Source organism: Trebonia kvetii, from assembly GCF_007827045.1.
Lineage (GTDB): Bacteria > Actinomycetota > Actinomycetes > Streptosporangiales > Streptosporangiaceae > Trebonia > Trebonia kvetii.
The window spans coordinates 483070-506421 of record NZ_RPFW01000006.1 but is presented as its reverse complement, the minus strand read 5'-3'; the positions used below and the strand labels follow the sequence as shown (position 1 = coordinate 506421).

Here is a 23352-nt window from a genome sequence, read left to right as displayed (position 1 = left end):
CGGCCGGCTCGGTCCGCGATTACTACTTGGACTGACAACCGGCCCCCGCGGTTGCGCCGAAGAACACTGCCGCAGGGGCTTTCGGGACTGACGAGTCTCGTGAGTTGCGGGCAGGCGTGGTCGAGCTCGGCGCGCAGTGTCACCGGCGGGAGTCGGCGCTCAGAAAAGCGCGGGCTGCTGCACGCGCGCCTTGCGACGCGCACGAGCAGCTCCAACATCACCACGGTCATCGAGCAGGGCCGGGTCGACCGAGGCGAGGAACGGCGACGGCGTACACGCGGTGACCTCGCCGCGCAGCGTCCGCCTGGTCGCGGTCAGCAGCGTCAGCCGGGTGGTGGCCCGAGTCATTCCGACGAAGAGCAGCCTGCGCTCCTCCGCGTAGTCAACCTCGGCCCGCCCGGAACCACGGTGCCAGGATCGCAGCGGGAGCAGCCCGTCATCGCAGCCCACGATGAACACCACGGGGAACTCAAGGCCCTTCGCCGCGTGCAGCGTCAGCAGCGAGATCCGGTCGGCGCGCGGGTCCCAGGTGTCCACCTCGGCGCCGAGGGCGATCTCGTCGAGGAAGCGGTCCAGGTCGCTGCCGCAGCGGACCGCGAGCGGACCGAGCACGTCGGCCGCCGCCCGCATCGCCGCCCTGGCCTCAGCACCATGCGTCTCATCCTGCACGGGAGCCCGCTCCGATTCCGCGACCGCCCGCCGCACCGCCTCGCCAAGCAGCCCAGCGACCATCACCGCACCGGACGGTTGTGGCAACGAGACGGTTATAGGCGTCTCGTTGCCACAACCATGCCCTTCCGACAGCAGCTGCTCGGCGAACGGCGGCGGCACCGATGACGGCTGCTCCGACCGCGGCTGAGACAACGGGAGCGTTCCGGTGCCGGAAAGGGCCAGCTGAGCCAGGATTTCCGACACGCCTGGCATCTCCGCCAGCCGGGAGTGCGCGCGGCGCTGGACCGGGAACCCGCGCCTGGCGAGTGCCTCCTCCACCGCCGCCGCCTGCGCGGAGGTCCGGTACAAGACCGCGAAGTCGGCGAACGACAGCTGATGCCGCAACTGATCGCGGCCGTCCACGGCGCTGCTGTCCAGGGCGTGGAAGGAAGTGGCGCCGAGCAGCTTCTCGATCTCCGCCGCGACGGCGTCGGCTTCCTCGCGCTCGTCGGCCACCGCGTGCAGCACGACAAGGGCGTCTGGGATGTCCGTCCTGGCGGGGATCAGCTCCCGCCCGGGAACCAGCGTGCCGGGCCTGATCAGCTGCATCGCGGCCCGGACGATCGTCGGCGCGGACCGGTAGCTGCGCGACAGCCGCACGGTGGCGACTGGGGCTCCGCCGGCACCGAAGTCCTCGGCGAACCGCAGGAAGTAGCCGACGTCGCCGCCGCGGAAGCCGTAGATCGCCTGGTCCGGGTCGCCGATCGCGCACACGCGCGGGCCGGGGGCGGCCGGGCTAGAGTGCGCGCTCGGGCTGAATGACGCGCCCAGGCTGAATGACGTACCCGGGGTGGCTGGCGGGGCCGGCTGGCAAAGCTGGCGAAGCAGTAGGTACTGCTGCTCGTCGACGTCCTGATACTCGTCGACGAACACGTCGGTCCAGCGTTCCCTGTACGCCTCGGCGAGTGCGGGATCGCCGGCGAGCAGCGCCGTCGGCAGCGTGACCAGATCGTCCAGGTCGACCATTCCGCGCTCGCGAAGCGCCGCGTCGTACCGCGCGAGGAGACCGTCCACTTCCGCCTCCCTCTCGCTCGCGGCGGCGGCGAGAGGCGAAGCACGAACCCGTTTAGCTTCGGCGATACGGGCACCCAGGGCGGCGGTACGTTCCGCCGCGGACAGCGACCGGAGGATCTCCTGTCGGCTCTTCTCGTCGGCGACCTTCGGCTCGGTGTCGAGGCCGGCGCGCTTGAACTGCTCGCGCAGGATCAGCAGGCCGAGGCCGTGGAAAGTGCCCACGCTGACGCCGGCCGCGCGTTCCTCGCCGAGCAGGGCGGTGAGGCGGTTGCGCAGTTCGTCGCGGGCGCGGCGGGTGAAGGTGACGGCCAGGCAGCGTTCCGGTGCGAGGCCGGCCGCGATCCGGTGCGCGATCGCGTGCGTGAGCACCCGGGTCTTGCCCGCGCCGGGACCCGCCACGACAAGCAGCGGGCCGCCGTCGTGCGTGACGATCGCCTGCTGGTCCGGGTCGAGTCCGGCTGGACCGCCGGCCGACGAGCCGGGCTCGGCAGGCGCGGCGAGCGGCGCGGAGCCAGAGCCGGAGCCAACGCCGATGCCGGCGCCAACCCCGACCCCGATGCCGGCGCCCGGGCCGGCAGCGGCAGGAACCCGTCGCTGCGGCGCAGCACGCGGCAGGTCGAACAGGGCCGCGCCTGCCAGCTCGTCCGGCTCGAACAGCCGGATCGTGCCGTACACGCCGTCGTACCCCGCTTCGCGGCGCACCTCGCCGCGGCGCAGCCTGCCGATCGCCTCGGCGACGATCGACGCCGCGCCCGCCGCGAGGTCATCAAGCGGCACGTCGCCGAGTATGGCCAGTTCCGGGCCGAAGCGCTCGACGAGCGCGGCGGCCTGGGCGGTGACCGACTTGGCCTTCGGGCCGACGCCGGCGATCTCCCCGAGGATCTCGGGCAGCTGCACGAAGGAGGTGAACCCCGCCGCGCCGTCGGGGCGGTAGCCGGCGGGCCGGTCGGCAAGCACGTCAACCCGGTGCTGCACGCCGATGGTCGGCTTCTTCCCGCAGCCCGGGCAGAGCCCGCCAGCCTCGCGGGTCTCCTCGGGGGTCATCCGGACGTCGCACGCGCGGTGGCCGTCGAGGTGGTACTTGCCCTCCTCGGGGAAGAACTCGACGGTGCCGCCGAAGCCGTCCCCGGTGCGCAGTGCGTGATAGATCCCGTAGTAGTCCGGCGACGGTAGCATGAACGCCGTCGCCTCCCGCCCGAGCATCGGCGGTGAGTGCGCGTCGGAGTTGGAGACGAGCCGGTACCCGTCGAGGCTGGACACCCGCCAGTTCATCTCCGGGTCGGACGACAGGCCGGTCTCGATCGCCACGATATGAGCGGAAAGGTCGGCATAGCAGTCGGCGACCCGGTCGAAACCGGACTGCGACCCGAGCACCGCGAACCACGGCGTCCAGGCGTGCGCGGGTATCAGGTAGCAGCCGTCACCGCCGGACAGCGTGATCTCGAGGAGGTTCCGCGAGTCGAGTCCGAGGATCGGCCGGCCGTCGGCGGCGAGGTTCCCCACCCGGGCGAGGGCGCCGGTGATCGCGTCGACGGCGTCGAGCGACGGCGCGTACAGCAGGTGATGCACCTTCCGCGTCCGGTCGTCCCGCTTGTAGATCGTGGAGATCTCCGAGGACAGCATGAACCTGACCGGCGTGCGGCACGCGGGCGGCAGCGTCTCGTGCACCGCCCGCTCCAGGTCGGGCCGCAGCCGGAACAGCCCAGGCGCGTCGGGTACCAGCTTCGCGCCGAGCTCCTCCCGCCAGGCGGGATGGGTGAAGTCGCCAGTCCCGATTACCGAAAGACCCTTGCGCCCGGCCCACCACGCGAGGTGCTCAAGGTCGCAGTCCCGGCTGCACGCGCGGGAAAACTTGGAGTGAATGTGCAGATCCGCGTAGAAGCGCACCGGCCAATCATTCCGAACGGGAGCGCGCTTCGCACGTCTTTTCGCTTGCTCCCGTGCGCAGGGTCACGCTGGGGACGCGTGCGCCCGGGAAGCCACGGAGGCCTCCCGGGCGCAATGGTCACTCAGGTGACGCCATGCACCGGGTGTACCGCGCCGCAGTCCACACCGAGCGCCGCGTGGTGCTTGCGCACCGCTTCCTCGTCGGGTGCCTCAAGCAGGCAGTACACCTGGCCGCTTGCATTGTGGTAGAGCTCGACCTGGCGGACTCCGAACTGGTCGGCACGCTTGCTGCGGGCGTCCTCGCCGATCTGCGCGATGTCCTCGCCGCCCAGCGGCAGGTGCTCGTGGAAGTCCATGAAGAGCGCCATGTCACCTCACCTTCGAGACGTGAGCAGGGACGTCGCGCGCCGCCGGCACGGTTGTCGGCCGCCTGCGCGCGGACCTGGCGCGGTCGGCGAGGACCGCGAGCGCCGCCGCGACGAGTGCGGCGCCCACCGCGATAAGCGTGATCTGCCAGCCGGGCATGCCGCCGATGACCGGTGCAGGCGGGGGCGGCGGCGCGTCGGCCGCACCGCCAACTTCCGGCGGTGCCACCATCGCAAACGCGGCCGTGCCGGTGACCACGAGCATGGTCACCAGCGCGCCGAGGCCCGCGAGCAGTCCGCCCAGCCTGCGCGCGTGCCGGAACTTGAAGCTGTTCATCTGATTCCCCTCCGTGAGGCGGCGGGAGGTACGCTCCCTGCCGCCCGTATTGCTTCCGAGAACGAACGTATGGGGGAGGAAGACGGCGCGAATCGGTAGTGACTGCCCAGTTTTGGCGGCCGGGCGCCCCAAGTTTCCGCGCTAGGACGTCGGCCGCAGGCGAGCGGCCGCGGCGGCGCGAGTGGGTGCGCCGAGCTTGCCAACTGCCGAGGCGACGTGGTGATCGACGGTCTTGGCCGAGATGAACAGCCGGGCCGCGATCTCGGCGCTGGTGAGTCCCGCGCCGACCAGAGTGAGAACCTCATGCTCACGGCGGGTCAGCCCGAGCGGATCGGCCCGGGTGGCGGACCTCGGGCCGACCGGGATCGACCTGATGCCGGCGCTGCGCATCTGCTGCCGCGTCACCCTGATCGCGGCGGTCGCGCGCAGCTCGGTGAAGAGCTCAAGGGCCTGGCGGAGCAGCCGCTCCTCGCTGGTGCCCAACAGCGCCAGCCCCGCCTGGTAACGGCAGCCCAGGTCGAGCCAGAGCTGAGCGGCCTTCTCCTGATAGCCGTCGAACTCACGCTGAAACGGCTCGGCAACCGGGCCGGGAAGTTCCTGGCGAGCGCCGCAGCGGTCCAGCCAGGAAAGCGTCGCGCCGCGATCCCAGGGGGAGATGTCGGCGGCCGCCGCATCGCTGATGTCTGCCTCCGCGCGCGCCAGGGCGGTCTCTCCCGCCAGCCAGTGTGCCTCGGCGCGGGCAAGCCTGGCCGCTACGATCCACTGCGGCTCGGCGCTGCCGTCGGCCGCCAGGGCCGCCTCGTCGAGGCATTCCCACGCGTCGCCGTCACCACGGCGGGCGCGAATCTGGCCGACGACCACCAGCGACTGGATGCGGTTGATCGGAGATGCCGTGGTCGCGAGCAGCTGCTCGCCGAGGGAGACCGCTTCATCCCACCGCCCGGTCTGCTCAAGCAGGAAAACCTGGGTGCCCCGCAGGCAGTTCGCGTACACGCCGATGTCGTGGTCATCGGTGTAGCGGAGGCCGGCCGCGTAATACTGCTCGGCCTCGGTGAACCGCCGCTGCTCGGCGAGGATGCTGTGCAGGTTGGCGAATGCCCTGCCCGCCTGCTCCGGCAGGCGAGCGGAAACCGCGATGTCCAGCGCCTGCCGCAGCGGGACCGCCCAGTCGTCGTTGCCCTTGGCCAGGCAGCAGCCCAGGGTGTTCATCGCGTCGCTGAGCACGGCGGGAGCGTTCACCGCCCCGGCCATCTCGGCGGCCCGCCTGGACAGGCCGATTGCCTCGGCCTGGCGGCCCGCCACCATCCGCATCCCGGCAAGCACGCCGTAGGCTTTGGCCAGTTCGCCACTGACGCCAAGGGGGCGCAGGATCTCCACCGCTGACTCGGCAGCGGCGATCGCGTCCGCGCCCCGGCAAAGCCGCGAACGCACGCGGGAGAGCTGGGTCAGCGTGTCACCCTCGCGGCGCCGGTCGCCGAGCTGGCGCCACAGCTCAAGCGCACGCGCTCCCGCTAGCTCGGCCTCGGCCCACTGGTCGACGAGTGCCGTCTCCCGCGCGAGCGCCCCGTAGAGTTCGGCCGCCGTGGCGGCCGCCGTCGCGGTCGTCGTGTCCGCGGCGAACCGCACCGCGCGCTGATACTGCGCCGCGGCCTCCCGGTGCGAGGCGAGACCGGCGGCGCGCTGCGCGGCGGCCGGAGCGTACCGGAGAACCGCCGGCCCGTCTCCGGCTCCCTCGGCGTGGAAGGCGAGCCGCGCCTCGTCCGTGCAGCCGAGCAAACCGAGCGCACCGAGTATTCGCCGGTGGATGGGTCCGCGCCGGTGCGCGGGAATCGCCTGCTCGACGGTCAGCCGGGCGATCTCATGCCGGAACCTCAGCCTGCTGCCGTCCTCGGCGAGCAGGCCGGAGGCGAGTATCTCGTCGAGGAGCGCGGCCGAGTCTGGCGCGACCGCCTCGATCAGCGCGGGCTCGACCTTGGTCCCGAGCAGTGCCGTGGCGTCGAGCAGCTGACGCGACTGCGCCCCCAGCCGGGCGGCCCGGGCAAGCACCGCGTCGCGCGCCGCGGCGGGCACCTCACTCACGCCCGCCTGGAGCACCTCGGTGATGTAGAACGGATTGCCGCCGGTCAGCCGGAACAACTTGGCCGGGTCAAACCCGCTGGCCGCGGATAGCAGGCGCACGCCCGCCGCCGACAGCGGGCCAAGCCTGACCCGGTTGGTCGACCGCAGCGCGGCCAGGTCGCCGACGGCGATCCGCAGCCGGTGGTCGGCGGCCAGGCCATCGTCGCGGTAGCTGGCGATAAGCAGCGCGGGCGCCGTCTTGAGCCGTCGGCCAAGGAAGCGCAGCAGGTCAATCGTGGCCTCGTCGGCCCAGTGCACGTCCTCGATGACAAGGATGTCGAGCGCGCCTGGCTCGCTCACCTGGCGCAGCAGCGCGCCGAACAGCTCGTCTCGGCCGGCGCCCGCCCGGCACAGCTCCTCCAGCGGGCCGCCGAGCTGCGTGGCGATGTCGAACAGCGGGCCGAGCGGACGTGGCGTGAACAGCCCGTCGCACGCACCCCACGACCAGCGGGCGCCGGGCAGGTCGCGGGCAAGCCGCTCAAGCAGGGCGGTCTTGCCGACTCCCGCTTCCCCGGAGACGAGTACCAGGCCGCCTTCACCAGCCTGGGCTCGCCGCGCGTGCCCGGCCAGCTCCGCCAGCGCGGACTCGCGCTCTACGAGTTCCACGTCATCAGTCTGCGACCTGCCACGCGAAGATGCCAAACGACTACTCGCCGGGGTACTTACCCCAGGCGTCAGGGACGAACTCCTTACCAGTGACCGGGTGCCGGTAGTGGAACGCCAGCGTGGAGGTCTCCGGCCATAGCCGCGGCGCGTTCGCCAGCAGCTCATCGGGGCCGTACTCGTCGTCTGGATAGGTCACCGACGCGTTGGGCACGTAATCCGCAGGGATGTAGGCCCAGCCGTGCTCCATGGTCCCGTGCCAGAACGCACGGTAGAACAGCTTCTTGATCTTCCAGGTGCCGCCGTCGTTCACGTAGGTGTTCTCGTAGACGCCGCCCTCCATCCACTGCCGGACAGGGGTCCGCTCGTTGGCGGCAAGCTGGTGGGTGCCTGCCTGCATCAGCGTCCGGTAGCGCCCGAGTGCGGTCTGCCTGTCGGGCGCGACGCTGATGAAGTCCTGCAGCATCGGGTGCTCAAGCAGCCTGCCGAACTCCGGCCCGTTGTGCCCGTCGGCGAACCGGGACCTGAACCTGCCGGTGTACAGGCGTGCGGCGCCTGCCCTGCCCTTGTAGACGCCGCCGATGAAGATGACCTCGCAGTCCTCATCGAACAGGTCGACAACCTCGTCGTAGTAGCATTTGTCCAGGTAGTAGCCGTAGGCGTGCTGCAGCCTCCTGATCGCGAGCTCATCCTCGACGATGCCGAGCCGGTTCTCGAGCTCGGCGATCCTGTCCTCTGCCGTCATGCGGAAGGGCCTCCTTGTCCGTGCGGGCTAGCCGGCTCGCTGCGCGAGCTGCTCGTCTGTCACCCAGTTGCCGTGCAGGCCGCCAGGCATCCTGATCGGGATCCGCAGCGTGGCGACCGGCGGCTCATCGATGCGCTGCGCGTCGAGGATGAGCAGGTCGGTCGTGCCGGTCTCGTGCCGGTCGACCAGCTGCATCACGTATCCCTCGCCGTTGGCGGTGTCCCTGCCAGGCGGTACGAAGATCGCCTCCTGCACCGTGGAGTTCCGCCCGGCGAACCTGGTCTTCATCGCCCCGGTCGCCGGGTCGATCTGGCCGAGCCAGCGGAATCCCGGCAGCCCGTCGTCTGGCCGTTCGCCCGGCACGTCGGTGAGATTGATGACGCCGAACCGGTAGCCGCGGGTCGCCCACCGGTCGTCGGTGCGCGGGAACTCGCCCGAGCAGCCGGTGAGCCGCCGCTGTTCGAACGCCGTGGCACCGTCACCGAGGTCTTCCGGCGCGGCGGTGTCGATCGTCCACCGGGTCAGCTGCGCGCTCGCCTTCTCCGGGTCGAACGGCGCGCCCGCGATGTCCGGGAACCAGGGGAACGCGGACTTCTCGCCGACCGGCGTGTCGATGTGGATGTGCCGGCCGTCGTCGTAGGCGTTCATGATGTGCGAGGCGAACCGGTTGCTGCCGCGGTACCAGCGCACGCTGTTACCACGGCGCGGCACGACGCCTAGGTAGACGTCCTCGGATCCGTCCCACACGTACAGCGGACCGCCGGCCGCCAGCCGTTCGAGCGAGGCGGTGAGCGGGATGATCGGGAAGATCACGAAGTTTTCTGTTACCGCCCAGTCGTGCACCATCGAGGAGTACGGCGCCTCGAACCAGGCCTCGTGCACGATCCGGCCGGCCGCGTCCGCCTCGTAGTAGGCGATGTCCCGCGTCGCCTCGCCCTTGGCCATGTAGCCGAAGAACACCAGCGAACCGTCCCGCGGGTCGATCTTCGGGTGCGCGGTCGCGGTCTGCGAGGACAGGTCGCCCTCCCAGGTGAACTCGCCGACCGTGTCCAGCGTGTCCGGGTCGATCTGGACCGGCGCGCTGTCCTCCTTGGAGGCGAGCAGCCGCCCGCCGTGCCAGTACACGTTGGTGTTGGCGAGCCCGCGGGACAGGCCCGCGACTGACGGGTCGTCGGTGAACGGGTTGCGGTAGGCGCCGAACAGCGACCGCCGCGCCGCACGCTCCGCCACGAAGCGGGGCGTGCGCACATACCTGGACCTGAAGTCGCAGTACCCGTTGGCGAACCGGAACATCGCGACCATGCCGTCGGCGTTGAAGTAGAAGTCGCGCTCGACGAACGGCGGCCAGGCAGGGTCCGCGCCGCCCCGGTAGAACGTGCCGCTCAGCGACGCGGGGATCTCCCCCTGCGTCACCTCGACACCGCGGATCTCGCCTTCAAGCCGTACCGGAGCGAACCGGCCCTGGAAGCCAGGCTCGTCAGGGAACCGCACCGTCATCTCGCACCGCCTTCGCCACCGGGTCGCGCTGAGCGTAACCCGGCGGCCGCGCGCAAAGTAGGTCGCGCGGCGCGCGATTCACCCCCGGTCGGCTTGTGTCATAAATACAAAACCGATCATCCGGAACGGATGCGGCTTGCTGCGGTCAGCCCCGGCTTGCGCGGCGAGGACGCGGAGAGTGGCTCCCGGCTCGCGGCGGGAGCGCGCCTAGCGAAGGAGCACGGCTAGCGCAACTCATAAGTTCTTCACGGTACTGCCGCGGATGTTGTTCACGGTTGGTGACCTGACGTGGTGTCCGCTGTTTTGTCGGTGTGCTGTGCTTTGATGGTGTCATGCCCCGAAAACGTGAGCGAGATGGGTCGCGCGTTGTGTACCGGACCGCGCGGTGCGGGCTGCGCGTGACCCCCCATCAGCGGGAGAGGGTTTTCGGGCTGCTGCGGTCGGCGGGCGACGTGTGGTGCTGCGTCCTGGACCTGGCCGCCTGGCGGCGGCACCGGCAGGACCCGCCGCTGGCCGGGTACCAGGAGCTGTGCAGGGTGCTGGCTGTCTCCGGGCCGGGCACGTTTGGGGAACTCGACAGCACATGTGCCCGGTCGGTGCTCCGCCGCTACAGTGACGCCTGGTTCGCCACCGCCAAACGCCGCAAGGAGGGCGAGGTGAGCGCCCGGTACCCGCGGCGCAAGCGCGGCCTGGTGCCGGTCCGCTGGTATCACGGCACGTTCCGGCTCGACGGGCGGGTGCTGGCGATCCCGATGGCAAGGGGCTGCCCACCGCTGGCCATCCGGCTGGACCGGGACATCCCCTACCTGCCCGGCCAGGTCCGGTCGGTGACCCTCGGGACGGTGGCTTCATACTGCCCATCCTTGCCGTGGAGTGTTGGGATCATGCTCTTTCCGTGGTGCTCGTTGCTGGCTAGATGATGCCAGGGGTGCCGGCATCTGAGGCTGCTCAGCGGGGCAGCGGGGCGTTTTCCGTGGCCGGGTGCGGCGGGCACCGGGGTTGAGGTGCCCGGAGGCCGCGATGTGCTCGCGGCACGAGGCTTCGGTGGCGGCGTCCCAGGCGATGCAGAGCCGGTTCCCCGGTCCGCGCCTTGCGGTGAGCTGGCCGTTCTCGATCCAGTAGTAGACGACGCCGGCGCTGCAGCCGAGCTTGCCGGCCGCCTCTGCGACACTGACCTCGCCGTCGGCGCAGGGTTCCGGTGCCGGGATGCCGTAGGCGCGGCGGATCCACTGCACGGCCTTGACGTCGAACGGCCGGCCGTTCCCGGTGACCAGCCCGGCATCGTTGAGCTGCGCGGCTAGTTCAGCGGTCGGGGTGGACGGGCCGAGCCGGCGGACCATCTCCACCGCCGGCGACGGGCTGCGCCTGGCCGTTCCGGGGTGAGCAGCGCGGCTGACGCGGAGCTCGTCGGTGGCACCGGTGTGCCAGCGGATCCCGATCCTGGCCTTGGCCCTGTCGGGCTCGGGCAGCAGGGTGACGTCGGCGATAAGCGTGCGCAGCAGGCGCTTGCGGTCCTTGTTGCCGGTGGCGGGGTCGTGCCAGAGCCCGGGCAGGTCGGCGGCGAGTTTCTCCAGCTCAGCACGGCCCGGCAGGGGCGGCAGCGCCTCGGCCGCTGCCTCCAGTGCCTGCTCGGCCTCGGCGAGCCCGGCGAGGCGGGCTTCCCACCGTGTTTCCAGGGTGCGGGCGACGAGCCGGTTTTCCGGCTCGACGGCGGTGAAGGCGCGCTCGGCGCGCTCGGCGTCGTAGCGTGCGCGCTCGACGGCCAGCTCGGCGGCGCGGCCCGCCCGCTGGTGCCGGCTGGCGACTTCGCCGGCGGCGTCCAGGGCGAGCGCGACCTGCTCGCCGGTGAGCGCGTCCAGCATCACTCGCGGGAGCGCGGCATCGACGGTGTCGGCCGCTATCGGCCGGCAGGACGGGGTGGTCCGCCGGTCGGCCCGGCCCCAGCACGCGGAGCCAGGGTGGGCGTCGTCGTGGTAGTTGGTGCGCATCGGCGTGCCGCAGGCCCCGCAGTAGATGATCCCCTGGCAGAGGGCACCGCCCTCACGCGGCGGGCGGGCCCCGGCGTTGGTCTGGTTCGCGGCGAGCTTCTTCTCGTTGGCCAGGTAGTCCGCCCAGGTGACGTAGCCCTCGTGGTGGTCGCGGATCAGCACCGGCCACTCCGGGCGCGGGCGTTCGACCAGGCTGCTGCGCACGATGCCGTCCGGGCCGACGGTGCGGCGGGAGGTGTAGCGCCCGTGCACGTAGGCCCCGGCGTAGCACGGGTTCTTCAGGATTCCCAGGACGCGGGAGTGGGTGAGCCTGCCCCAGCGCAGCTGCCCGGCCCAGGCGCCGCCGTAGGCGCGCAGCGGGAACCTCCGGCCGGCGAACACGTCAACGACGCCGTAGGCGGACCCGCAGGCGGCGAACGCGGCGAACACGTCCCGCACCGCTGCCTGGACCTCATCATCGGGATCGATCATGATGCCGCCGGCGTCATCGTGGACCAGGCCGACCGGCAGCGGGGTGCGCAGCTCCCCGCGCGCGGCCGCGGCGCGCTTGTTGGCCTGCAGCCGCTGGGCCATCACGTGGAGCTCCATTTCTCCCATGGTGCTCTTGAACCCGAGCAGGACGCGGTCGTTCACGTCGGCGGGGTCGTAGACGCCGTCCGGGTCGATCAGCAGCGTGCCGGTGATCGCGGCGAACTCCGCCAGCCGGGCTACCTCGGCGTTCGACCGGGCCAGCCGGGTGATCTCGATGCCGAAGATCGCCCCGACCTCCCCGGTGCAGACCTGGGCGATCAGCCTGGTGAACCCTTCCCGGGCAACTCCCCACTTGCCGGAGATCCCCAGGTCGGTGTCGATCACCTCGATGTCGCGGCGCGCCCATCCCATCTCCGCGGCCCGGTCGGCCAGGGCGTACTGGCTGCGGGTTGACTCGGTGTGGTGGCGGACCTGCGCCATCGAGGACTGGCGCAGGTAGATCAGCGCCTTCCGGTCCAGGTGCGTACTGGTGATCTTGTGCTCGCCGTTCACGCGCGCCTCCCAGCGCCGAGACCGTCATGTTGGCCAGCGCCGCTACCGCCTCCGCCCGCGCGGAGCCTTCCAGGACGGTGGCGGCGCTCACGGTTACCGCAGCTCTCTTCGCGCCAGCAGCTCGGCGTTGACCGCCGAGATCTCCGCCAGCGCGGTCTCGGCCTGCTCACCACGGCGGAGATAACGCCGCACCACGTCGGCCAGGGCAGCCGGCACGTACCTGGCCCGGCCGCGCCCCGCCGGGCGCGGGGTGAAGTACGCATACGGGCCGTGCGGCTCGCCGTCCGCGCACCGGCAGCCGGGCCGGCCGCACTGCCGCGACTGCTCGGCCAGCGTCCCGGAAAGGACCTGCTCCACGTCGCCGAGCCGGGCCGCCGCGGCCCGGCGCCGGGCCAGCAGCTGCTCTGTGGTGAGGCCGCCAAGATCGTTCTTGTGTGCATTCATTACACAAGAAGATGCCGGCTCCGTGACCGGAAGTCAACGACCGCGCAGGTTCCGCGTCAGCGTGTCGAGTTCAGCCAGTCCCTCGGCCGACAGGCGGCGCGCTGCCTGCGGCTCGCCCCGGTCCGTCCACGCCAGCGGCAGCGTAATCTGCCCGCTGACGCCGCCGGAGCACACGAAGACCGTGTCCGGCCCGCGGCGCTTGGAGTAAAGAACCTCCAGCCGCTCGCCCTTCAGCGGGTGGAACGGGTGCGTGACAACTACGAAACCCGAAAGATCACTGGGAAACCCGGCACTATGCCGTGCCCGTCGGCTACGACGCGGGCCGACTCTACGCAGACGCGATCGTCGAGGTCCCGGTCACCGTATACCCGCCCGGGCAGGGGCCCGATCCGGACAGGACTGCCGGGATCGACCTCGGGATCATCCACCCTTACGCCGCCGCGGGGCCAGAGGGGCAGGGTCTGCTGGTGTCCGGGCGAGCGATCCGGGCGGAATGCCGGCAGCACTTGCGCGACCGCAAGGGCCGCTCCCGCGCCGCCGCCGGCCGCGCACCGAAGCCGGGGGAGCGCGGCTCCCGCCGGTGGCGCAAGCACCGGCGCCGCGAGAGGAAAACGGGGGCCCGGCATGCCCGGCGGGTCCGGCAGGCCCTGCACGAAGCCGCCAAAGAGGTCATCAGCTGGGCGGTGGCGAACCGGATCGGCACCCTGGCCGTCGGAGACCCGCGCGGCGTCCTGCACCTCAAAGCAGGACGGCGGCACAGCCAGCGGACCCGGGACTGGCGGATCGGACACCTGATCCGCGCCCTGTCGGACAAGGCCGAAGCCGCCGGGATCACCGTGCACCTGGCCGACGAGCGGGGGACGTCGTCGACCTGCCCGCAATGCGCCCGGCGGGTACCGAAACCCGCCGGCCGGAACTTCACCTGCCCGCACTGCGGGCTGGCAGGCCACCGCGACCTCGTCGCGGCCGCCAGCATCGCCGCCAGAGGACCTGGCAGCGGCATCATCCCCGCCGTCCCGCACGGGCCGGGGATCACGCACCGTCGCGCCGGAGCCCACCTCCCCGGTGTGCACCCCGCGCGGCGTGACCCGCGGCGCAGGCCCCCATCACGGCCCGCACCCCGCAGGCACCTGGCCGGCACCGGCCCGCCCCCAACCCCGCCACATAGCGGCACAAGGGAAGTCGCTCGCGGCAACGCGAGGAACACTCAAGCCCGAGACAACACGTCAAGGACTTACGAGTTGGTGCACTAGCTGGGCAGCACGACCTCGACGCGGACCGTGTCACCGGCCGGGGCGAGCGGAAGCAGCGTCCCGATCACCCGCTCGCCGTTGACCGTCACGCTCGCGCCCTCCGCGATGCCCGAGTCGAGCGTGCCGGCCCGGCGGACGGTGATCTGGTAGGTCGCGTCGCGGAAGCGCCGCGTGGCGGTGAAGCCTGGCCACGAGGAAGGGATGACCGGGTCGACGCGCAGGCCGCCCAGTTCCGGCCGGATGCCGAGGATCCACTGGGTGATCGCGACGTAGTTCCACGCGGCGGTGCCGGTGAGCCAGGAGTTCTTCGCCTCGCCGTGGGTGGGCGCGTCCCGGCCGGCGATCATCTGCGCGTAGACGTACGGCTCGCACTTGTGCACGTCGCCGATGGCCTCGCGCGCCGAGGGGTTGATCCGCCGGTAGTAGTCATAGGCGGCGTCACCGTCCCCGGTCAGCGCCGCGGCGATCATCACCCAGGGGTTGGTGTGGCAGAAGACGCTCGCGTTCTCCTTGTACCCCGGCGGGTAGCTGGAGATCTCGCCGAGTTCCACGTGGTAGGTGGTGAACGCCGGCTGCAGCAGCATGATGCCGTGCGGCGTGGTGAGCCGCTCCCTGACGCTGGACAGCGCCCGCTCGGCGAGCGTCCCCGATGCCGGGTTGGCGGCGTCCGTCAGGCCGATGCCGGCCATCACGCACATGCCCTGCGGCTCGAGGAAGATCTGGGCCTCGGCGTTCTTGCCGGAGCCGACCGGGTTGCCGAAGTGGTCATAGGCGCGCAGGAACCACTCGCCGTCCCAGCCGTGCTCCGCGGTGATAGCGGCCATCTTCTCGGCGTCCGCGCGGTAGGACTCCGCCTCCGCCTCCCGGCCCGCCAGGGCCGCGATGCCGGCCAGTTCCCTGGCCGCGAGGGTGAACAGCCCGGCGATGAACACCGACTCCGCCACGCCGCCCTCCCGGTTCTCCGTGGTCTGGAAGGACTCGCCGGGTGTCTCGGAGAAGCAGTTGAGGTTCAGGCAGTCGTTCCAGTCGGCGCGGCCGATCAGCGGCAGGCCGTGCGGGCCGGTCCGGTCAAGCGTGTACTGGACGGACCGCTCGAGGTGGCCGTAGAGGGTGGCCTCCCCGCCGTCGCTGAAGCTGACCGTCTCATCGAGGATGCTGGTGTCGCCGGTCTCCTTGAGGTACGCGGCGACGCCGAGCACGAGCCACAGCGGGTCGTCGTTGAAGCCGGAGCCGATCGCGTCGTTACCTGTCTTGGTAAGCGGCTGGTACTGGTGGTACGCGCCGCCGCTCGCGAACTGGGTCGCGGCGAGGTCGATGATCCGCTGCCTGGCGCGCGGCCCGTCGAGCTGAACCGAGCCGAGCAGGTCCTGGCAGGAGTCACGGAATCCCATGCCGCGGGAGATGCCCGTCTCGTAGGAGGAGACCGAGCGGCTCATGTTGAAGGTCACCATGCACTGGTAGGTGTTCCAGATGCTTACCATTCGGTTGGTGTCGCGGTCCGGCGTGTCCACGTGCAGCACGCCGAGCAGGTCCTCCCAGTAGGACCGCAGGTCAGCGAGGGCGTCTGCCACGGTCTGCGGGTCGAGCCACTTTTCGATGACGGGCTTCACGCCGGCCTTGTTGACCACGCCGGTCGCCTCGAACTTGGCGTCCTTCGGGTTGGCCCAGTAACCGAGCAGGAAGACGACCTCACGGGTCTCGCCCGGCTGCAGGGCGAGCCTGACGTGGTGCGCGCCGTGCGGGGACCAGCCGTGCGCGATGGAGTTGCCGAGTTCGCCGCGCTCGACCCCGAGCGGCTCGTGGAATCCCCGGTACGGGCCGAGGAACGCCTCGCGCTGCGTCTCGAAGCCGGCCAGCGGCTCGGAGCAGGCGAAGTAAGCGAAGTGGTCGCGGCGCTCGCGGTACTCGGTCTTGTGGTAGATCACGCCGCCGACGACCTCGACCTCGCCGGTCGAGTAGTTGCGCTGGAAGTTCGTGGTGTCGTCCTGCGCGTCCCAGAGGGCGAACTCGACGGAGGAGAAGACGGACACCTCCGCCGCCCTCTCCCGGGTGTTGGTGACCGACAGCCGCCAGACCTCGTGATTCTCCCCGCGGGGCACGAAGTAGACGGTCTCGGTGGCGATCCCGGCCCGCGACGAACTGATCGCCGTGTAGGACAGGCCGTGACGGCACTCGTAGCTGTCGAGCGGGGTGCGCACCGGCTGCCAGGAGGGCGACCAGTACTCGCCGCTCGCGTCGTCGCGCAGGTACAGGTAGCGCCCGCCGCTGTCGCCTGGCACGTTGTTGTACCGGTACCGGGTGAGCCGGCGGAGCCGGGCGTCCAGGTGCCAGGAGTAGCCTCCGGCCGTGTTCGAAACGATGCCGAAGTACTCATCCGTGCCGAGATAGTTGATCCACGGCACCGGAGTGTCCGGGCGGGTGATCACATACTCGCGGCGAGCGTCATCGAAGTAGCCGTAGCGCATGACCGTTACTTTACCGGTTTAGTTCCGGTTAGACCATGGGTGATTTCCCGTGATTTGCGTCCGTTGCCGTGCGGTTGTCACCTTGTGGCTACCAGACCGTGTTCGCTACCTCAGCGACCAGTTCCAGCTTCTGTTCCTGAATATCCTCCGTCGTCAGGTTAGCGCCGGGCAGCGTGGATGAGAACCCGCACTGGGTGGAGATCCCGAGCCGCTCGAGGCCGGTGTACCTCGCCGCCTCGTGAATGCGCGCGGTCAGGTCGGCCGCCGACTCCAGCGTGGTCGTCTTGCTCGACACGAGGCCGAGGATGATCTGCTTGTCGCTCGGCGCCTTCGCCAGCGGCTCGAACGACCCTGACCGCTCGTCGTCGTACTCGAGCAGGAACACGTCGAAGTTGGTCAGCCGGCTGAACATCGCCTCGGCGGTGAGCTCGTAACCGCCCTCGCTCATCCACTGGCTCATGTTGTTTCCCTTGCAGACGTGCACGCCGAATGTCACCCCGGGAACGTCGCCGACGCTGTTGAAGATGTCCAGGCCCTCGGTGAGCGTCCGCTCGGTCGGCATGCCCAGCCTTTCGCGCGTCTCGCGGTTTTCCGGACCGACGATGCTGCCGATGTCTGGGGCGTCGATCTGGATGTAGGTGCAGCCCATCGCGGCGAGGTCCGCGATCTCGGACCTGATGATGGACGCGGCATCGGCGAACAACTCGAAGGCGTCCTTGTAGGCGGCGGTTGACAGCTCTGGTGACCAGCTCGAGTAGAACAGCAGCGGGGACGGGAAAGTGATCTTGATCTGCTTCGTCGCCATGGCCCTGTTGTAGGCGAACTCCTCCAGGGTGATCTTCCGCTTCTGGCTGATCTTGCCGGTCACGGTGAACGGGTTGTGCCAGACCCAGTCCTCGGTGGCGTTCTTGAAGCGGATCGGGGCCCCTTCGATCGGCTCGACGCCGTTGATCTCGCTGACCACCTGGTCGAGGAAGGAGAACCGGCGGAACTCGCCGTCCGTCACCACATCGAGCCCGAGGCTCTCCTGCATCGCGATCGCCTGGTCGACGGCCCGGTCCTCGATGCGCTTGAACTCCGCCGGGGTAAGGTCGCCGGCCGCGTAGGCGTCCCTGCCCCTGGTCAGGTACCCAGGCCTGAGCAGCGAGCCAATGACATCCGAGTGGAACACCTGGGACATGGGGCCTCCTCGACAGCATCGTCTGGATTACTAGTACCGGACTACTCGCAGTCGGCCGTGCTGGGAATAGGCGGTGCTCACGCTTTTGCCTGGCACGTTTTGTTTCCGCGGTCAGCGTTCCGGCCCGCCGCCGCGCTTAGCGCGCTTCCACGACGGCGAAGGAGGCCGGCGGCATGGTGATCACGCCCGGCTTGACGGAAATGCCGGGATCGCTGCCAAGCACGAGGATGTCCTCCCGCCCCGCTTCGCCAAGGCCGACGGGTACCGCGACCGGATCGCCGGCCAGGCTGGCGACGATGCGCAGCGCTCCGCGGTGCAGGACGAGCCAGCGGGCGTCCTCGTCGAACTCGGCGCGCACCCGGTCGAGGCGCGGGTCGGTCAGTTCGGGGCGTGCGCGGCGCAGCACGATCAGCGAGCGGTGCCAGTCGAGCAGCCCGCGGTACGGCTCGCGGCCCGGCTGAGCCCAGTCGAGCCTGGAGCGCAGGAACGTCTGCCTGTCCTGGGGGTCGGGCACGTCGGAGGACGCCCAGCCGTGGGCGGCGAACTCCGACCTGCGGCCCTTGCTCACCGCGTCGGCGAAGTACGGATCGGTGTGGTCGGTGAAGAACTGCCAGGGCGTGTCCGCGCCCCACTCCTCGCCCATGAACAGCATCGGGGTGAACGGCGCGGTGAGCACCAGTCCCGCCGTGACCCGCAGCAGCCCGTCCCGGTTTGGGTGCCGTGCGATGGTGGCCGGGAGCCTGTCGCCTGTCGCCCGGTTGCCGACCTGGTCGTGGTCCTGGGCGAAGACGACGAACCGGTACGCCGGGGTGCGGTGGGTGTCCACCGGCCTGCCGTGGCTGCGGCGGCGGAACGAGGACCACATGCCGTCGTGGAAGTACGCGCCCGTCATGACCTTGGCGAGGCTGGCGATCGTGCCGAAGTCGCCGTAGTAGCCCTGCCGCTCGCCGGTCACCAGGGCGTGCACCGCGTGGTGGAAGTCGTCGTCCCACTGCGCGCCGAGGCCGTAACCGCCGGCCTCGCGCGCGGTGATCAGCCGGGGATTGTTCATGTCCGACTCGGCGACGAGCACCAGCGACCGCCCGGTTGCGGCCGACAGCGCGTCCACCGCGACGGCGAGCTCCTCGAGAAGGTGCACCGCGCGCTGGTCCTGGAAGGCGTGCACGGCGTCGAGCCGCAGCCCGTCGAGATGGTAGTCGCGCAGCCACATCAGCGCGTTGCCCACGATGAAGGAGCGCACCTCGTCGGAGCCCGGCTGGTCCAGGTTGACGGCGGGGCCCCAGGGCGTCGCGTAGACCTGGGTGAAGTACGGCCCGAACGAGGCGAGCCGGTTGCCGGGACCGGCATGGTTGTACACGACGTCGAGGTAGACGGCGAGCCCCCTGGCGTGGCACGCGTCCACGAACCGCTTCAGCGCGTCAGGTCCGCCGTACGGCTCGTGCACGGCCCACAGGCCGATGCCGTCGTATCCCCAGCCGTGCTCGCCGGGGAACGCCGCGAGCGGCATTAGCTCGACGACCGTGATGCCGAGCGCTATCAGGTGGTCGAGGCCGCCGATCGCGGCGTCCAGCGTTCCCTCGTCGGTGAACGTGCCGACGTGCAGCTCGTAGATGACCGCCCCGCCGGCCGGCACCCCGCGCCACTGGCTGTCGGTCCAGGAGAAGGCGGCGTGGTCATAGGTCCTGCTCGCCCCCGCGGGTCCATATGGCTGGCGCAGCGAGCGCGGGTCGGGGAGCGGCTCGCCGCCGTCCACGCGGAACGCATAGTCGGTCCCCGCCGGAGCGTCCGCGTCCACGATCCACCAGCCAGGCCTGCCGGGCAGCGACGCCATGCCAAGCGGTCTGCCTGCTACCTCGACCTCGACCCGCTCGGCCTTCGGTGCCCACACGCTGAACGTCACTCATCCCCCAGGAGTAGGAACAAGGAGCGCGACCGGCAGGCCGCCCGTCAGTTCGGTCACCGGGACGGCACCACCGCGATGGACGGTACCGCTCAGCACGTCCGCCCAGGCGGTGCCGGCGGGCAGCGGCAGCGTCGTGTCCTGCCAGCCGCCGCGGCGGCGCAGCCCGACAGGCAGCCTGGTGACCACCGTGATCGGCCGCTCGTCCCGCTGGAAGGCGACCACGTGTGCGGACGCCGAGCCGGACGCCCACAGCGGACGGTAGCTGCCCGCGAACCACTCGGGCCTCGCGCGCCGCAGCCGCAGCGCCCGGGAGGCGACGAGCAGCTTGGCCCGGCGGAAGGCGGCGAAGTCGCCGCCTTCCAGGTCGGCTGGCCTGATCGCGCCGCTGCCCGTGTCCAGGTCCATCAGGTCGCGGCGGATGCGGGGGTAATCGATCGCCCGCCTGTTGTCCGGGTCGACAAGGGAAAGCGCCGGCTCCTCGCAACCCTGGTACACATCGGGCACGCCCGGCATGGTGAGCTGCACCAGCTTCGCGCCAAGCGAGTTGACCACGGCGTCGGCCGCGATCTCCGCGACGAAGCCGGCGATGGACTCCGCCACCCGGGGGTCGTCAAGCGCCCTGGCCGCCAGGCCGAGGACCGCGGCCTCGTACTCCTGGTCAGGCGAGATCCACGAGGTGCGGCGCTTCGCCTCGCGGATCGCCTTGGTGAGGTAGGCGGCAAGCCGCTCGGTGCCGATCGGCCACGCGCCGACCAGTGTCTGCCAGATCAGGTATTCGGTGTCGGGGTCCACGGCGGCCGCGACGGCGCCGAAGAAACGGAGCGTCACCGCCCGTTCATGCCACTGCCTGGCCCGGCGGCCCCACTCCTCCGGCATTTCCGCGAGTACGGCGAGCCGTGCCCGCACGTCCTCCTGGCGCTTGGTGTCGTGCGTGGACAGCGTTGTCATCGTGTGCGGCCAGTCGGCCGCCAGCCGTGCCGCCGTGGCGTGGAATTCGGCTGGCTCCGTGCCGAGCCAGTCGGGGTCGCAGCCCACCTCGTTCAGCGAGACAAGCCGCGACCAGCGGTAGCCCGCGGTGTCCTCGACGCCCTTGGCCTGCACCGGACCCGTCGTCTGCTGGAACCGCACGACGAACTCGCCCGCCCGCCCCGCCGCGCCGCTCACCGGCCGCTGCTGGCCGAGTGCGGCCGCGCCGAGATCGGCGGCGAGGCCGCGCAGCCGGCGGGGCAGGTGGCGCCGCGCACCATCCACGGCCTCCCTGATCGCGGCCGCCGCGGCCGCGGGCGGCGGCTCGCCAGGATGCACGTAGGCGCGGTAGACGGGGAACGCGGCGAGCACCTCGGTGAGCACCGCGTGCACGTCCTCCGCCGGCGTCTCCGGGGCGACGGAGCAGAGGATACGGGCGAGACGCGCCACCTCCGCCGCCAGCGGGCCGCCCGCGATTTCCCGCTTGGCCTCGGCGGCGACGTCCGCGAACCGCCTGGCCGAGCAGTCGTCACCGGATATCCGGCAGAACCGGGTGTACTCGGCGCCGAGTATGTCGCCCGCGGCCGGATCGAGGAAGAGCCCGTCGACCACGCGGAGCGCGTCGTACCCGGTCGTGCCCGCGCATGCCCAGTCGGCGGGCAGCGCCTCCTGCGGCGCGAGGATCTTCTCGGCCACCACCCAGGCTCGGCCTGTCGCCTCCGCCAGCCGGCTCAGGTAGCCGCGCGGGTCGGCGAGCCCGTCGGGATGGTCCACCCGCAGCCCGTCGACCAGGCCCTCCGTCACCAGGCGGACGATGACCTCGTGGGTGGCCTCGAACACGGCGGGATCTTCCACTCGTATCCCGATGAGGGTGGCGATGTCGAAGAACCGCCGCCAGTTGAGCTCGGTCGTCGCGTCCCGCCACCAGGTGACCCGGTAGTGCTGCGCCTCGAGCAGGCCACGTAGCGGCAACCGCGTCGTCCCCGGCAACAGCGGCAGCACATGGTCGAAGTACCTGAGCACCGGCTCGCCGTCGGGACCGCCGTTCGGCTCGACCCGCAGTTCGCCCAGGCAGGATTCGAGCGGTGCGCCGAGAATGGGCAGCACCATCCGGTCGTCCTGCGCGGCCCAGTCGATGTCGAACCAGGTGGCGTAGGGCGAGCCGCGGCCCTCCCTGAGCACCGACCACAGCTGCCTGTTCTGCCTGAGGTCGGCAGGCACAGCCATGTGGTTGGGCACGATGTCGAGGACGATGCCGAGGCCGCTCGCGCGCAGCCGCTCGGCCATCGCGCGGAATCCCTCGGCCCCGCCAAGCTCGCCGCGAATCCGCGCGTGATCCGTGACGTCGTACCCGTGCGGAGACCCGGGGACCGCCTCGAGCACCGGTGACAGGTACGCGTGACTGATGCCCAGGTCCGCGAGGTAGTTTGCGGCCTCGGCCGCCGCGGCGAACCCGAATTCCGGGGTCAGCTGCAGCCGGTATGTCGACCCCAGCACGCTGCCAGCCGCCACAATTCCCCCGATGGTTGCCTCTTCCTGAGGAAGTTCCCCGCCGGGAGACTTTCTCAACGTGCTCTACGGCTCTCCAGAAGCACCCGATGTAGTCACCCATGACCTGCCGTTCGTGCACATTACGACGCCGTGTAGTCTCAATGGGATGCCCGGCCTCCGCGCGGGCCAGGAAAGGTGGTCTTATCCCAGGTGAGCGCGGTCAACGTCCGTCAGCCAGTCAGCACCGCCGCCGTCGACGGCACGGCGCAACTGTCCGGCGTCCGCGCCACGATCGGCGCGTACGTGGCACTTTGCAAGCCCAGGATCGTGGAGTTGCTGCTCATCACCGCGGTCCCCACGCTGTTCCTGGCCTATGGCGGGCTTCCCTCACTGCTCGTCACCGTGGTTGTCGTACTCGGCGGCGCCCTCGCCGCGGGGAGCGCGAACGCGCTTAACTGCTACATCGACCGCGACATCGACGAGATCATGCGCCGAACGAGCAGCAGGCCGCTGGTGCGGCACGAGGTCTCGCCCCGTGCGGCGCTGATCTTCGGGCTCGTCCTCGCGGTGGTCTCCGTCACGCTGTTCGCCGTCACGACCAACCTGCTCGCCGCCGGGCTCACCCTCGCGGCGATCTTGTACTACGTCGTGATCTACACCATTCTGCTCAAGCGGCACACGTCCCAGTCGACGCTATGGGGCGGCGCCTGCGGCGCGGCCCCAGTGGTGATCGCCTGGGCGGCCGCCACCGGTTCACTGTCCTGGCCCGCCTGGCTGCTGTTCGGCGTCGTGTTCTTCTGGCAGCCGCCGCACTTCTGGGCGCTCGCCATCAAGTACCGCGACGACTACCGGCGGGCCGGCATCCCGATGCTCCCGGTGGTCGCCTCCGTGCGCCGGGTGCTCGCCGAGTCCGTCGTGTACAGCTGGCTGATGGTGGCGGTATCGATCGCGGTGTGGCCGTGGGCGGGCCCGCTCTACGGCGCGGTCGCCTTGCTCGCCGGCGGCGTCTTCCTCTACGAGGTGCACCGGCTGTTCCGCTCGTCCGGGCGGACAAGAACCGACGGCGCGGACGGCGCTGAGATGCTTGCCACAATGCGCCTGTTCCACCTGTCGATCCTGTACCTGACCTTGGTGTTCGCGGCCGTCGCGGCCGGCGTTTTCATCCGCTAGCCGCTCCCGCAGAAAAACCGTGAACCGGACACGGTCCCGGTACGTGCTTCTGTATGGAGAAGGCCCGCGGGCGGACCAGATGACGCCCCAACGTTGTAAACCCGCGGGTCTTCTCCAGTCGGTTCCCAGCGCCGGACGCGAGGAGGACAACCCCAGGTCCCCCGGTACCTCGACGGCTAGCGCCGTCGTACC

General features: G+C 70.7%; 16 protein-coding genes. 3 read left to right on the top strand and 13 right to left on the bottom strand.

Annotated features, from left to right (window positions below; all coding sequences use genetic code 11):
- Positions 1-159: 159 nt before the first annotated feature.
- The 6 genes from EAS64_RS30950 to EAS64_RS30925 all read right to left on the bottom strand — a co-directional run bounded on the left by EAS64_RS30950 (position 160) and on the right by EAS64_RS30925 (position 9277).
- Complete coding sequence (locus EAS64_RS30950; RefSeq protein WP_187366291.1) at positions 160-3612, bottom strand: UvrD-helicase domain-containing protein; 3453 nt, start codon at positions 3610-3612, stop codon at positions 160-162.
- Between the two features lie 122 nt (positions 3613-3734).
- The gene (locus tag EAS64_RS30945; protein ID WP_145858766.1) at positions 3735-3980 is read right to left on the bottom strand and encodes a nickel-binding protein; all 246 of its coding nucleotides are present in this window, start codon (positions 3978-3980) and stop codon (positions 3735-3737) included.
- A 1-nt stretch (position 3981) separates the two neighbouring features.
- Positions 3982-4314, bottom strand: a complete 333-nt coding sequence (locus EAS64_RS30940) for a hypothetical protein (RefSeq protein ID WP_145858765.1) — start codon at positions 4312-4314, stop codon at positions 3982-3984.
- Positions 4315-4455: 141 nt separating this feature from the next.
- On the bottom strand, positions 4456-7038 hold the full coding sequence (locus EAS64_RS30935) for an ATP-binding protein (RefSeq protein ID WP_187366290.1): 2583 nt from the start codon (positions 7036-7038) through the stop codon (positions 4456-4458).
- A 40-nt stretch (positions 7039-7078) separates the two neighbouring features.
- Complete coding sequence (locus EAS64_RS30930; protein ID WP_145858761.1) at positions 7079-7780, bottom strand: nuclear transport factor 2 family protein; 702 nt, start codon at positions 7778-7780, stop codon at positions 7079-7081.
- 27 nt (positions 7781-7807) lie between these two features.
- Positions 7808-9277 carry a carotenoid oxygenase family protein gene (locus tag EAS64_RS30925; RefSeq protein ID WP_145858760.1) on the bottom strand — a complete coding sequence of 490 codons (1470 nt, stop codon included), beginning with the start codon at positions 9275-9277 and terminating at the stop codon, positions 7808-7810.
- A 332-nt stretch (positions 9278-9609) separates the two neighbouring features.
- Here EAS64_RS30925 and EAS64_RS30920 point away from each other — a divergent pair, with 332 nt between their 5' ends.
- A complete protein-coding gene (locus tag EAS64_RS30920) occupies positions 9610-10197 on the top strand; it encodes a hypothetical protein (protein WP_222849739.1) in 588 nt (195 codons plus the stop codon).
- On the opposite strand, the gene EAS64_RS30915 is transcribed toward EAS64_RS30920, so the two are convergent.
- The 3 genes from EAS64_RS30915 to EAS64_RS47680 all read right to left on the bottom strand — a co-directional run bounded on the left by EAS64_RS30915 (position 10126) and on the right by EAS64_RS47680 (position 13068).
- The gene (locus tag EAS64_RS30915) at positions 10126-12288 is read right to left on the bottom strand and encodes a recombinase family protein (protein ID WP_145858756.1); all 2163 of its coding nucleotides are present in this window, start codon (positions 12286-12288) and stop codon (positions 10126-10128) included. The two genes, EAS64_RS30920 and EAS64_RS30915, sit on opposite strands and share 72 nt — an antisense overlap.
- 93 nt (positions 12289-12381) lie before the next feature.
- A complete protein-coding gene (locus EAS64_RS30910; protein WP_145858754.1) occupies positions 12382-12732 on the bottom strand; it encodes a DUF6788 family protein in 351 nt (116 codons plus the stop codon).
- Between the two features lie 33 nt (positions 12733-12765).
- Complete coding sequence (locus EAS64_RS47680) at positions 12766-13068, bottom strand: DUF5372 family protein (protein WP_187366327.1); 303 nt, start codon at positions 13066-13068, stop codon at positions 12766-12768.
- On the opposite strand from EAS64_RS47680, the gene EAS64_RS30905 reads away from it, so the two are divergent.
- Positions 13032-13985, top strand: coding sequence for an RNA-guided endonuclease InsQ/TnpB family protein (locus EAS64_RS30905; protein WP_145858753.1), 954 nt, complete (start codon positions 13032-13034; stop codon positions 13983-13985). The two genes, EAS64_RS47680 and EAS64_RS30905, sit on opposite strands and share 37 nt — an antisense overlap.
- Here the strand turns inward: EAS64_RS30905 and EAS64_RS30900 are convergent.
- The 4 genes from EAS64_RS30900 to treY all read right to left on the bottom strand — a co-directional run bounded on the left by EAS64_RS30900 (position 13982) and on the right by treY (position 21996).
- Positions 13982-16450, bottom strand: a complete 2469-nt coding sequence (locus EAS64_RS30900) for a glycoside hydrolase family 94 protein (protein ID WP_145858751.1) — start codon at positions 16448-16450, stop codon at positions 13982-13984. The two genes, EAS64_RS30905 and EAS64_RS30900, sit on opposite strands and share 4 nt — an antisense overlap.
- Before the next feature lie 88 nt (positions 16451-16538).
- Complete coding sequence (locus tag EAS64_RS30895; RefSeq protein ID WP_145858750.1) at positions 16539-17630, bottom strand: cobalamin-independent methionine synthase II family protein; 1092 nt, start codon at positions 17628-17630, stop codon at positions 16539-16541.
- 136 nt (positions 17631-17766) lie between these two features.
- Entirely contained in the window at positions 17767-19530 is a 1764-nt protein-coding gene (gene treZ, locus EAS64_RS30890) for a malto-oligosyltrehalose trehalohydrolase (protein ID WP_145858748.1), read from the bottom strand.
- The gene (treY, locus tag EAS64_RS30885; protein WP_222849738.1) at positions 19531-21996 is read right to left on the bottom strand and encodes a malto-oligosyltrehalose synthase; all 2466 of its coding nucleotides are present in this window, start codon (positions 21994-21996) and stop codon (positions 19531-19533) included.
- Positions 21997-22200: 204 nt separating this feature from the next.
- On the opposite strand from treY, the gene EAS64_RS30880 reads away from it, so the two are divergent.
- Positions 22201-23160, top strand: coding sequence for a heme o synthase (locus EAS64_RS30880; protein WP_222849737.1), 960 nt, complete (start codon positions 22201-22203; stop codon positions 23158-23160).
- Positions 23161-23352: the final 192 nt, after the last annotated feature.